At 50.1% G+C, this 12780-nt stretch carries 11 protein-coding genes; 5 read left to right on the plus strand and 6 right to left on the minus strand.

The annotated features are described in order from the left end of the window. Positions 1–59: 59 nt before the first annotated feature. The gene (gene prpR / locus HVZ39_RS19505) at positions 60–1670 is read left to right on the plus strand and encodes a propionate catabolism operon regulatory protein PrpR (protein WP_181632859.1); all 1611 of its coding nucleotides are present in this window, start codon (positions 60–62) and stop codon (positions 1668–1670) included. A 32-nt stretch (positions 1671–1702) separates the two neighbouring features. Here the strand turns inward: prpR and yahO are convergent, their stop codons facing one another. Then, entirely contained in the window at positions 1703–1978 is a 276-nt protein-coding gene (gene yahO, locus HVZ39_RS19510; RefSeq protein ID WP_016151944.1) for a DUF1471 family periplasmic protein YahO, read from the minus strand. 273 nt (positions 1979–2251) lie between these two features. Here yahO and HVZ39_RS19515 point away from each other — a divergent pair, with 273 nt between their 5' ends. The 4 genes from HVZ39_RS19515 (at position 2252) to HVZ39_RS19530 (ending at position 6359) form a co-directional block, all read left to right on the plus strand. Beyond that, a complete protein-coding gene (locus HVZ39_RS19515; RefSeq protein WP_016151943.1) occupies positions 2252–2884 on the plus strand; it encodes a LysE family transporter in 633 nt (210 codons plus the stop codon). 79 nt (positions 2885–2963) lie between these two features. Next, on the plus strand, positions 2964–4352 hold the full coding sequence (locus HVZ39_RS19520) for a diguanylate cyclase (RefSeq protein WP_016151942.1): 1389 nt from the start codon (positions 2964–2966) through the stop codon (positions 4350–4352). A 218-nt stretch (positions 4353–4570) separates the two neighbouring features. Then, positions 4571–5665 carry a 4Fe-4S binding protein gene (locus HVZ39_RS19525; RefSeq protein ID WP_181632860.1) on the plus strand — a complete coding sequence of 365 codons (1095 nt, stop codon included), beginning with the start codon at positions 4571–4573 and terminating at the stop codon, positions 5663–5665. A gap of 184 nt (positions 5666–5849) precedes the next feature. Beyond that, positions 5850–6359 carry a hypothetical protein gene (locus HVZ39_RS19530; RefSeq protein WP_223307927.1) on the plus strand — a complete coding sequence of 170 codons (510 nt, stop codon included), beginning with the start codon at positions 5850–5852 and terminating at the stop codon, positions 6357–6359. 106 nt (positions 6360–6465) lie between these two features. Here the strand turns inward: HVZ39_RS19530 and foxA are convergent, their stop codons facing one another. From foxA to HVZ39_RS19555, 5 genes are all read right to left on the minus strand, one after another. After that, the gene (foxA, locus tag HVZ39_RS19535; protein ID WP_181632861.1) at positions 6466–8574 is read right to left on the minus strand and encodes a ferrioxamine B receptor FoxA; all 2109 of its coding nucleotides are present in this window, start codon (positions 8572–8574) and stop codon (positions 6466–6468) included. 121 nt (positions 8575–8695) lie between these two features. After that, entirely contained in the window at positions 8696–9679 is a 984-nt protein-coding gene (locus HVZ39_RS19540) for a helix-turn-helix transcriptional regulator (RefSeq protein ID WP_032931274.1), read from the minus strand. A gap of 279 nt (positions 9680–9958) precedes the next feature. Continuing rightward, positions 9959–11539 carry a methyl-accepting chemotaxis protein gene (locus HVZ39_RS19545; protein WP_181632862.1) on the minus strand — a complete coding sequence of 527 codons (1581 nt, stop codon included), beginning with the start codon at positions 11537–11539 and terminating at the stop codon, positions 9959–9961. Positions 11540–11747: 208 nt separating this feature from the next. Continuing rightward, positions 11748–11987, minus strand: coding sequence for a hypothetical protein (locus HVZ39_RS19550; RefSeq protein ID WP_153646534.1), 240 nt, complete (start codon positions 11985–11987; stop codon positions 11748–11750). A gap of 91 nt (positions 11988–12078) precedes the next feature. Beyond that, positions 12079–12714, minus strand: coding sequence for a DUF2913 family protein (locus HVZ39_RS19555; protein ID WP_046275632.1), 636 nt, complete (start codon positions 12712–12714; stop codon positions 12079–12081). Between the last annotated feature and the right edge of the window lie 66 nt (positions 12715–12780).

Consider the following 12780-nt stretch of genomic DNA (forward strand, 5'->3'; position numbering starts at 1 on the left):
CAACATTCATGAAACACAACTAAACCCTAATACTCGGTGCCTTATTTTTTAGGATGGTTATGGCTGATACGCATCTTCCGCCGCGGGTGAACGACGACAAACCGGTTATCTGGACCGTTTCGGTCACGCGCCTGTTCGAACTGTTTCGCGACATCAGCCTGGAGTTCGACCACCTGGCAACCATCACCCCTATTCAGCTTGGTTTTGAAAAAGCGGTGACGTATATCCGCAAGAAGTTAGCCACCGAGCGTTGTGATGCCATCATTGCCGCGGGTTCCAACGGGGCGTATCTGAAAAGCCGTTTATCGATTCCGGTGATCCTGATTAAACCCAGCGGGTTTGACGTGCTACAGGCGCTGGCCAAAGCGGGAAAGCTCACCTCGTCGATTGGCGTCATTACCTATCAGGAAACCCTCCCCGCGCTGCTCGCTTTTCAAAAAACCTTCAATTTGCAGCTTGAACAGCGCAGCTATATCACGGAAGAAGATGCCCGTGGGCAAATCAACGAGCTGAAAGCCAGCGGCACGCAGGCGGTCGTCGGCGCGGGGTTGATTACCGACCTGGCTGAAGAAGCAGGCATGACCGGCATCTTTATCTATTCGGCGGCCACCGTGCGCCAGGCCTTTGTCGATGCGCTCGATATGACTCGTCTGACGCTGCGCAGAAACGGTCCGTACGTTTCCGGCGATACGCTGCGCACCCGCTATGCGCTGGGGGATATGCGCGGTCACTCGGCACAGATGGAACAGGTGCGGCACACCATTATGCTTTATGCCCGTTCGCGTGCACCGGTGCTGATTCAGGGCGAAACCGGCACGGGCAAAGAGCTGGCGGCGCAGGCAATTCATCGTGAGTTTTTCACCCGTCAGGAGAACCGGCGCGGTAAACCTTCGCCGCCGTTTGTTGCCGTCAACTGCGGGGCAATCACCGAATCATTACTGGAAGCGGAGCTGTTCGGCTATGAGGATGGCGCCTTTACTGGCTCCCGTCGGGGAGGACGCGCGGGCCTGTTTGAAATCGCCCACGGCGGAACGCTGTTTCTTGATGAGATAGGTGAAATGCCGCTGCCGTTACAAACCCGACTGCTGCGCGTGCTGGAAGAAAAAGAGGTCACCCGGGTCGGAGGACATCAGCCAATTCCAGTCGATGTACGGGTGATTAGCGCCACCCACTGTCATCTGGAGCAGGAGATAAAACAGGGAGAATTTCGCACCGATCTGTTTTATCGCCTGAGTATTTTGCGCCTCACGCTACCGCCGCTACGCGAGCGATTGCCCGATATCCTGCCGCTGGCGGAAGGCTTTTTAAAACAGTCGCTGGCGGAACTGGAGGTGCCGTTTTCTGAACCTGTGCGCAAGGGGCTGGGTCTGAGTCAACCGACGTTACTGAATTATGGCTGGCCTGGGAATATCCGTGAACTGCGTAATATGATGGAGCGCCTGGCGCTGTTTTTAAGCGTCGAGCCGCAGCCGGAGCTGAACGAACAATTCCTGCAGCAGCTGTTACCGGAACTGGCCGTTGCTGCTGACGCGCCGCAGGTATCCTCATCGCTCACGCCGCAGCAGGTGCTGGCGCAATTCAATGGCGATAAAACCGCGGCTGCACGATATCTCGGGGTAAGCCGAACCACCTTCTGGCGCAGATTAAAAGAAAACCCGCCGATACAATGACCGGCGGGTATCGTGATTTTTACAGTAGCGTATTATTTTTTCTTGTAGATATTGGCTGTGCCATGGATTTTATTATCCGTTTGACCGGAGGTTAATACCACCACATCGGCCCCTTTCTCTTCTGCTTTCTTCAGCAGCTCTTCTTTAGCGTCTGAGACAGAAACTTCATTACTCGTTGAGATATCACCGATTTTTGTGTACTGCGACTCAACCTTTTCAAATTCAAGTTTTGTCATAAATTCCGCGGCATATGCGTTGGTCACGACAAAAGCTAATGCACCAATAAGTACTTTAATTCCAGTTTTCATAGACCAGCTCCAGGTTTTGTTATTACGCCATCATCGATCCCTGAACATTACATAACGCGATTCAAGGATGATTAATAACTAGTCCAGCCTGGATAAAAAATCCACATTCAGCAGGAATATATAGAGATTTTGCGGCGCAGAAAAAACCGGTCACCGGGTAGCAGCGCGTCAACCTGTTCAAAGTTTCAATAGCCAGTGTGAGTTGATCCTCAGAACAGGCAGCGCACTGAAATTATAGTGTTAACTTTATGAGAATCTGAGGAATTGTTGTCTATGGAACCTCTGCACGCCGTCGTACTCACCGTCAGCCTGTTTGTTTTAACTTTTTTTAACCCCGGCGCGAACCTGTTTGTGGTGGTGCAAACCAGCCTGGCGTCAGGGCGACGCGCGGGCGTGATAACCGGTCTGGGCGTCGCCTTAGGCGATGCGTTCTACTCCGGCCTCGGGCTCTTTGGCATGGCGACGCTTATCACTCAGTGTGAAGAGATTTTTTCGTTGATTAAGATTGTCGGCGGCGCCTATCTGCTGTGGTTCGCCTGGAACAGCATCCGGCATCAGGCTACACCGCAAATGCCAACGCTACAGCAGCCGCTTTCCGCCCCCTGGTATGTGTTTTTCCGCCGTGGGTTATTAACGGATTTATCTAATCCGCAAACCGTGCTGTTTTTTATTAGTATCTTCTCGGTCACCTTAAGCGCAGACACGCCAACGTGGGCCAGGTTGATGGCCTGGGCCGGCATTGTGTTGTCTTCCGTTATCTGGCGTATTTTTCTCAGCCAGGCGTTTTCGTTGCCCGCCGTGCGCCGTGCGTATGGCCGAATCCAACGGGTTGCCAGCCGGGTGATTGGCGCCATTATTGGTGTCTTCGCGCTCAGGCTTATTTATGAAGGTATTAGCCATCGATAAGAGAGTTTAACTTGACCATCGTGAGGTAATTGTCCGTAATACCGCCTGAATTTTTAATCGCACGTTGAGTGGCAGTAAGATGGAACAGGTTGAACCGGTAAACGACACATTACTCCTTACAGAATGGCAGGCGCTGTTACGTCAAACATCGCCTGAAGTTCACACGCTCCTGACATCGTTAAGCGATGAAGAGATCCGCCATTTAGTAACCGTTTTTTATGACTATATGCTCTCCCATGCGGAGAGCGCATTGTTCCTCAATACAGAACAGGTCAGTACCCGCCTCAGCGGCAGCATGTTTGACTGGCTGCGCAGCGTACTTGGCAGCGCCCACGAAGATCTCTCACAACTGCTGGCCAAACAGCGCAAAATTGGTGTGGTGCATGCCCGTATCGGCCTGCCCATCGATCTGGTTAACCGCGGCGCGCGCAAGCTGAAAGATGAGCTGTACAGGGTGTTAAAAACAAAGGCAGATTCCACTCCCGCCTTGCTGAGCGATGCTATCTGTTTCAGCAGTCTGGCAATGGATACTGCGCTGGAGGCCATGACGGTCTCCTATTCCCCCAGTTTTCAAAACTCTATGCACACGCAGGAGCAGTACCGTCTACAGACTATTTACGATGACGTTAACGTCGAGCGCGAGCGGCAAATCCGTTCGTTTACCGACTGGGAAAACCAGTTTATCTATAACATCGCCACCGGAATGCCTTTCGGTGAGATGGTGTTTCTGGCGAATTCTGACTTCGGTATGTGGTTATCACATAAGGGAAAACATATCCTCGGCAACAGCAATCTGCTGAATAAGATGGAATCACTGATTGCAGAGATCGACAGTCGTCTGACAACAACCCTGTCGCATCAGCATCAGCCGACAGAACCCGAGCGGATGAGCTTATTGCAGGATGTACGCCAGCTATCGGCAAAAATCCATTTCCTGCTCGCCTCAATGTTCGACGCGCTGGTTAAGCAGGAAAATGGTAAAGATTCGCTGACCCAGTTGCTTAATCGCCGCTTTATTCCGACCATCATGCGGCGCGAGATCTCGCTGGCGTTACATACGCGTAAGCCTTTTACCCTGGCGATGCTGGATATCGACTACTTCAAGCAAATTAACGATAACTTCGGGCATAATACTGGCGATCTGACGCTCAAAAACGTCGCGGCGGTCATTTACGATCATATCCGCAGCAGCGATTACGTGTTCCGCTACGGTGGCGAAGAATTTATGATTCTGCTCGTCGAGTCAGATGAAACACAGGCCAGTATTATTCTGGAAACGCTGCGTATGAAAATTGCCGAGATGCGCATGGCAGCCTCAGCGACAGAAACGTTTTCTATTACCGTCAGTATTGGTATTGCCGAATATGACTATCATCCCGACTATAAACAGTTGGTTGATAAAGCCGATCGCGCACTTTATCTGGCGAAAAGTAATGGCCGCGACCGCGTTGAGGTTTATCAGGAATAATCGTTGCCCAGCAGAGAAATAAATACCCCGTTCAGGGTATTTATCTGACCTGTGATAAATATCGGGCTGTTATTATTTTCAGGCATATTGGCATGAAGAAAATAACAGCCGCGTAATAAGATGCAAATCAAATACACCAAATCTGAATAGCGCTAGCATATCCCGGTGATGACGCCTTCTGAATGCAGAAGGGGAAATATGAGGGATACTATAAAACCATGAACGGGAAGATGAGAACGCGCTGGCAGCGCCGCCCAGGCACGACCGGGGGCAAACTGCCGTGGAATGACTGGCGCAACGCCAGCAGCTGGCGAAAAGCCACCCAGTTTCTCCTGCTGGCTATCAATATTTATATTGGCGTGGCGTTCTGGTATTGGGTCCGCTATTTCGAAACCGCCGGCACCAGCGTTTATATTCCAAGGCCCGGCGGTATTGAGGGATGGCTGCCGATAGCGGGTTTGATGAATTTCCGCTATACGCTAGAGACCGGTTTTCTTCCGCCCATCCATGCCGCCTCTATGCTGCTGTTAGTTGCGTTTATCCTGATTAGCCTGTTGTTAAAAAAAGCCTTCTGTTCATGGTTATGCCCGGTGGGGACGCTTTCCGAACTGCTCGGTAATCTGGGGAGAAAATTATTCGGTCGTAACTTTACGCTACCGCGCTGGCTGGATATCCCGCTGCTCAGCCTGAAGTATCTGCTGCTGAGTTTCTTCTTGTATATCGCCCTGTCGATGCCCGCCCAGGGGATTCAGTACTTTCTGACGTCAGCCTATGGAATCATCATCGATGTGAAGATGCTCGATTTCTTTCGCCATATTGGCTCCGCCACGCTCATCTCCGTGGTGGTTATCAGTCTCCTGAGCCTGTTTTTTCGCAACGCCTGGTGTCGTTATCTGTGTCCTTACGGCGCACTGCTTGGTCTGTTCTCGCTGTTCTCGCCGTTTAAAATCCGCCGCAACGCCGACAGTTGCATTGATTGCGGGAAATGCGCGAAAAATTGCCCATCGAAAATCCCGGTCGACAGACTGATTCAGGTGCGTACTGTGGAATGCACTGGCTGCATGACCTGTGTTGAATCCTGCCCGGTGGCTTCAACATTGAGCTTTTCCCTGCAGACACCGCCGGGTGCAAAAGGCAGCGGTAAAGCGTTATGGCGACAAACGGCACTGTCGGGTATTGCCATGACAATACTGGTGCTGGGGATTCTGTTTGCCACCATTGGTTACGCGGTTTATGCCAACGTCTGGGATACGCCGGTGCCGGATCACCTGTATTTCCAGCTGATTCCGAAAGCAAAAATGATCGGCCATTAATTCTTTACCAGTATGTTCAAAACCCCTGCCAATTCTGGCAGGGTTTCCTGCCTGTAACGCCATTTTAAGACTATTGCACTTGTGTCATCGTGTCCGCATTTATACAACCTTAAATATCACCCGTAATCATTTTTTCTATTATGTTATGGGCGACTGGGACCACAATAATGAACGGGAAAACATCATGACTAAAATAAAACTGGCGCTGCTTTTACCTCTGTTTCTGGCGGGTTGTACGGTAAGCGATGGAGAATTAAGAAACGCTTACGCTCAGCGTTATCAGCAGCCCGCCGCTTATGTCGATATCTATAAACAGAAAATAGCAGGCATGGATATTAATGCGCTGGCCCAATATGCCGCAGCAGAAGATAAGAAAAAAATGCGTGGGCAACCAAGACTGAAAATCGACGAATTCATTACCATTGAAAATGTGCAGGCGAAAGGAAACCGGGTGGTCTACGATTACTCGCTGTCCGAGAGCTGGCTGGCGCTGTCCGCAGATAAACAGCGTGAAAAGCAGACCAATATGAATAAAGACCTGATCTACCGTACCTGCTCGCTGGAAACGGTACGTCTGGCGCAGGCGAAAGGGTTGGAAGAAGAGCATAACTATTACAGCCAGTACCCAGACAAAGTCGCCTTTACCCTGAGAACCAGCGCGCAGATTTGTATGCAAAACGGTTTTACGCAATAACCGCAATCCCCCAGCCTGATGGCGCTGCGCTTATCAGGCCTACAATTTGCACGCATCTGTAGGCTTGATAAGACGCCAGCGCCGCCATCCGGCTAAAAAACGATACTCAGAACTTCCATGAAACGCTGCCGACAATGCTGCGCTCGGCGCCGAAGTAGCAGTATGAGAGCGAATTACAAGCCGCAACGTAGCGCTTGTCGGTCAGGTTGTTGACGTTCAACTGGGCGCTCAACCCTTTAATACCGATATTCGTTAAGTCGTAGCCAATTGCCATATCCACCAGCGTGTAGGACGGCAGAGTGTGAGTATTCAGGCGATCGCTGGCAATACCGTTGACATAACGCACGCCTGAGCCCAGCGTCAGGCCATCCAGCGGACCGCTTTTCACATCGTAGCTCAGCCAGGTACTGGCCTGGTTACGCGGTGCGTACACTGCGCGCTTACCCTGCTCTTCCGGGCTGCTTTTCTTATAGCGAATGTCGGTATAGGTATACGCCGCCTGCAGACGGAAGCTCTCCGTCAGTTGGCTAATGGCCTCCAGCTCCACCCCTTCAGACTCAATTTCCCCAATCGAGCGGTACGGATCGGTCGGCTCTTCTTTGGTGGCAATATTCGTCTGATTGATACGGAATACCGACGCGCTGAACTGACTGTTGAGTCCTTCCGGCTCATATTTCAGCCCGGCTTCCCACTGCTTGCCTTTCATCGGATCCAGCAAATTGCCGTTCTCATCGGCAAAGCTGGTTGGCGTAAAGGCGGTGGAATAACTCACATACGGCGCAAAGCCGTTATCGAACAAATAGAGCAGCGCAGCACGGGTGCTGAAGTTGTTTTTGTCCAGATCGCTACGGGTATCGTTGATCTTATCAATGTTAGAAACGCTCACCTGATCGTAGCGACCGCCGAGCGTAATACGCCAGCGATCCCATGACATCTGATCCTGCAAATAGTAGCCTGTCTGGCGCAGCTTGTGCTTCTCACGCGCATACATGTTGATGTAATCAGGCTGCGCGCCGTATACCGGGTTAAAGGCGTCAATCGGCGGGAATGCACCGTAGTAACCGGTGGTATTGTTGCTGCGATCCTGATAGTCGATCCCCACCAGCACACGGTGGTTGACCTGCCAGGTATCAAAGCTGCCGTCGAGTTGGTTATCCAGCGTAATCGCTGACATTTTTTCATCGGAGCCGGAGTAGCCGCGGTTAAGCTCGGTTTCATTCAGCCAGCCCGCCGCATACACCTGATTCAGCTCAACGTCGGTATGCAGGTAGCGCAGTTTTTGCCGCACCGACCAGCCGTTATCAAACAGGTGCTCAACGTTGTAGCCCACCATGTTTTCACGGCGATCGTATTTGTCGTAATCATCCTCGCCTTCGTAAAAGGTGTTGGAGATCTTTTGCCCGTAATGTGGAACCACGGTGCCGTCATACGGCAGACCGGAGTGGCTTCCGCCTTCCGGGTCACGGTGCAGATAAGCCATCAGATCCAGACGCGTCTGGTCGGTGATGCGCCAGGTCAGGCTGGGCATCAGCGCATAACGTTCTTCCTTCAATGGGCCAAACTGCAAGTCTGCGTAACGCGTCATTCCACTCAGTCGTGCCGCCACGCGATCGTTATCATCCAGCGCCCCGGTGACGTCAAACGCCGCGCCGCGCTGGTTATTGTTGCCAGCAAACAGTTTCACTTCTCCGCCAGCATCAAACGACGGCTTACGTGATGTCAGCGCGACAATACCGCCCGGAGAAGAACGGCCATACAGTACGGAAGCCGGGCCGCGTACCACTTCGATATCTTCGAGGAACCACGGATCAACCACCAGCGAGCTGTGTGAGTTGGTGTCCCCCATCATCTTCAGGCCATCGAGATAGACGTTGTCCAGGCTACCATCCGAGAAACCACGCAGCACAATATAGTCAAAGCGGTTGGAGGCACCAATCTGATTGCTGTACACCCCCGGCGTATAGCTCACGGCCTGGCGCACGCTGGTTGCGCCCTGCTCTTCAAACTGTTCACGGGTAATGATCGATACCGACTGAGGCGTTTCAAGATCCGGCGTGGCGAGCTTCGTGGCCCCGCTTTGCATTTGCGAGGTGACAACCACCGTATCGTTTTTTGTTGTTTCCTGCGCCAGCAGAGGAAAAGCCACGCTACCGGTCACCCATCCCACCACTAGCGCCAACCGAGTCTTCGCGAACATGAATATCTCCAAAGGCATGTCTAATTGTAAGTGAGAATTATTACCTTTTTGCTAACGGAGATAGCTATGCAGGATGCCAGGTTGCCTATGCGCAGTGCCAAATTGTCGGGAAGGCACGTGCGAAAAACGTAAAAATGGATTAGCAAAGTTTGAGCACATCGCCAGGCGAAAAGCCGTAACGACGCCGAAATGCGGTAGAGAAGTTGGTAGCATGTTGATAACCCGACATCCAGGCCGCCTGCTGTACGCTGTATCCTTCCAGTAAATAGCCGCGCGCGCGTTCCAGACGGCAATCACGCAGGTAGTCAAAGACGGAACAGCCATAGGCCGCACGGAACTTGCTGCGCAGGCTGCTGGGGCTCATCGCCGCGCGTTGGGCCAGGGCATTGAGGGTGTAGTCATTCTCGGGACTCTGCTCCAGCAGACGACGAACGACCTCCAGCCGCTGCTGTTCACCGCTTGCCGCAAGCCGCTTGCCACTCTCGACCTGACACACGCTGAGGCCATGGCCGAACAGTTGTAATATCAGCCCTTCCAGCATCAGTTGGCGAGAAACATGGCCGATCGTGCTCCGCTGCGCATACTGCAGGCCGCTGAGTAAAAACCCCGGCACCTGCCAGATAAGCGTCGGCGTTTCGCATCTTTCCCACTCACGCATCAACGATTCGAGCAACCCCGTGCGCCACGCGCCGTCGGGATACAGACCGAGCGATAACGTGCGCAGTTTGCAGTCAGCATGATGGCGGGCACGCATCGTCTGATGCTCGCTCAGGCGTGAGCTAAACGCCATCCCGGAACGTACCACATGCTCCTGCCCGTTGAGCGTCAGGATGACGCAGCCTTCCAGAACCACCAGCATATACAGAGGACTGCTGTGGCGGGAGGTGGTTTCGTAGGGTTGTAGCACCTGCACATCAGAGTGCGTGACACACATCCCGCAGGGGAGCGTCATCTCCTCTACCTCTCCCTGCAGAACGGGGCTGCAAGACGACAAATCCGGCTTTTGCGCCAGCAGGGGAAAACGGTAATCGATCCCGTAACGCTCACCAAAATCCATAAACTCGCTGACGGAGAAGGTGCGGGCTACGCGTCTGGACGTATTCAGGGCGGTGGTGTTGTTCATGCTGTCTTCTGCACAGGAAATGGGATTAACGGTTGATAACTGAAGCAACATTACCATTACCTGTACAACACAACAATAATAATGAGAATTATTATCAATATGACGTATGCGATTTCAAATCGCGCTGGAGAACGTCATTCCCGATATTCTTCTCGCGCAGCTCATCAGGCAACATTGACACCTGATGAGCTGCGGTCTGTGAGCCGTGTGCAGCTCAACCTTTCTCACTGTCATAAACGGGCACGTCAAACGCACCACGATACCCGCCGAGTTTGTACTCTACTTATTATGCTGAATTTCAGGCTGGTTTTCTTCCACCTGGAACACCGCCACAGCCTGGGATAGCATTGCCGACTGCTCTTCCACACTGCCTGTCGTGGCGGCAATCTCCTCAACCAGCGAGGCGTTTTGCTGAGTCACTTGCTCCATTTGCGTTACCGCAACCCGGATCTGTTCGATGCCGCGACTCTGTTCCCCTGAGGCTCCAGAGATATCTTCCATTAAGACATTAATGTTGCGTATTGCCTTCGCAATATCCGCCATCATGGCGCCACTGTTTTCGGCTATCTCTACCCCTTCCTTAACGCTAATTGCCGCTTTGGCAACCAGTTCACTGATTTCTTTCGCCGAGGAGGCGCTGCGCTGAGCAAGCGTTCGGACTTCACTCGCCACAACGGCAAACCCACGCCCGGACTCACCAGCGCGTGCGGCTTCCACCGCCGCGTTTAATGCCAGGATATTGGTTTGAAAAGCAATACTATCAATAACATTGGATATTTCGTTCACGCCTTGCGCATTACGGCTGATCAGGTGAATTTTCTCAACCATATCACTCATTAAACGCTCGCCACGCAATGCCATTTCCGTGCTTTCGCTGGTCATGACGGATGCCTGATGTGACTTATCAGTATTATTTTTTGTTGTCACTGAAATCTGTTCCATACTGGCCGCCGTTTCAACGACTGCCGCAGCCTGCTGTTCCGTTCTGGTTGATAAATCGGAATTACCGGAAGCAATTTCCTGCATACCGATATTAATAGACTCAACGCCATCGCGAATAGTGCTGACAGTCTCGCGTAGGCCTTTTTGCATATTATGCAAATTTAAGCACAGTACGCCGATTTCATTGTTACCCGATACCTTAACAGGATGGCTGAGATCGCCTTTACCAATCCGCGCAAAATGTTCAGATACGATTTTTAAAGGCTGAATGATGGTCCGGTTCAACCAGAAATTACAGATAAAGAAGATAAGTACCGTAATGACCAGGATCACGGATACTTTCAGGATCGAGGTATTAAACTGAACGTGTGTTTGTGCAACGATCTTCTCACCAATCAGCATTGTTGATTTGTAATAATTCGTCACTTCGTTATCGAAATTTTTGCGAGCCGCGAGCAGTTCCGCATTAGCATTTTCTTGTGCATTAATAATACTGTTGCTGGAAAGCGTCTGATTTAATGTATCAATAGACTTTTGCTCAGCATTCATTTGTTGCTCAAAAGCCGTTCTGATGACTTTACCGATTTGCGGATCGTCAGCCGTCAATCCAGGAATACCCCAGAAAATATCGAACTGTTTTCTGGCATACGCCATCTGTTCTTGCATTTGATTCACTGTCTGTCGGGCATCGGTCGCATTATGTTGTTGAATATTATCACGAACGCTTCTGACTTTATAAACGGCCTCAACGACCTTATGCAGAGTATCCTGCTCCTTAATAATATTATGTAGTAATAACGTATTTTTTTGATTTCCTTTGAGATCAACCAACTCAAATCCATTGGAAAAGAACTGCATGAAGGTAAATAACAACAGCAATAATAACAGGCTGGTTTTAATTCTCATATTCTTTAACATTTAAACATCTCCATAACAATAAAAATCCTCTACGACTTAATTGTTATCGACACATCACGTAATACCTTAACCTGTAAAATGGTTAATTATTAGAAAGTTTCCGCATTCATTCTCAGGTAGTAAATTAATTACTCAGGGGGACATACTGCGATAAACAGCAGCCCTCTAACATTGGCAAAAATAAGGCCAAAACCATTCAACATTAATATTATTTATGGATATAAACGGTAATGTCTTTCTGACTATCGACAGGCACCCGCACCCAGGACAACGAATCGACGGTGATCGGTGCCATTTCATTTTCTAAACGTAACAACGGCGTGCTGGCGTCTGGCACACCTGCACTTTCAGTTATCTCGAGAACGCCCCGAAAAGAAATGGACACACTGTCTGGAATATCAGACAACCTTATCCATTCGTTGGCAATCACTAACTTTCGAGTAAACATTCGCTGTCCTTGGCGCGTGGTTTCTATCCGATAAATTTACAAGTTGATCAATCTATTCTTTGTATTAACAGCACATTGTTCACATCGTCAGTTAAGCATTACTTACCAGAAGAAAATGGAAGTGATAAAACTCATTTGAAACGTGCTTTACAAATTCAGCCGGAAGGTTATGTTTAATGAACGTTAACTTTGCAAACTCAACATCGCCATATACCCGGATACAGAAGGGTTTGACAATCTCACCCTGCACGCCAAAACACGCCTGCAGCCGAGTGTCATCCATAAAAATAAAATTACCTTCTCTTACCTTAATCTTTTCATGCAGATCTCGCCATTTCTCTGGCGTAAGCAGAAAGCTTTCCCAGCCATTATTTCTCAACACCTCAATCGTATGAGTAAACTTAAAATAGTCGTTTTGCATCGATACATCGCCACTCGAAGTCGAGTATAGATATTCTATTTTAAATTTAAGTTGTGCATTGAGGCTTTTTTTCTTGCCTTCATCAATTAGCCATTGAAGTTCATTGACTACGTTCCTTGAGAAGAGTTTTCTTTTTTTAGCGATGGCCAGCCATTGCATAATAAAAAGATGCTCTGACATTTTAGAATGAATCTTACGGTCCCGTATTGCGATACCAATTGCTACCAATGCACTCCAGGTAAACGCTTCCAGGTCATCCTGATAATGGTGTCGTAACGTACTAACTTTTCCTGAATCCCTTACCACTTAAACCTGCCCAAATAAATCATTATTACATGTAAATCTTGCATTATTTCATTTTAAAAAATACTA

It is taken from the genome of Citrobacter sp. RHB35-C21, assembly GCF_013816515.1.
Taxonomy (GTDB): domain Bacteria; phylum Pseudomonadota; class Gammaproteobacteria; order Enterobacterales; family Enterobacteriaceae; genus Citrobacter; species Citrobacter braakii.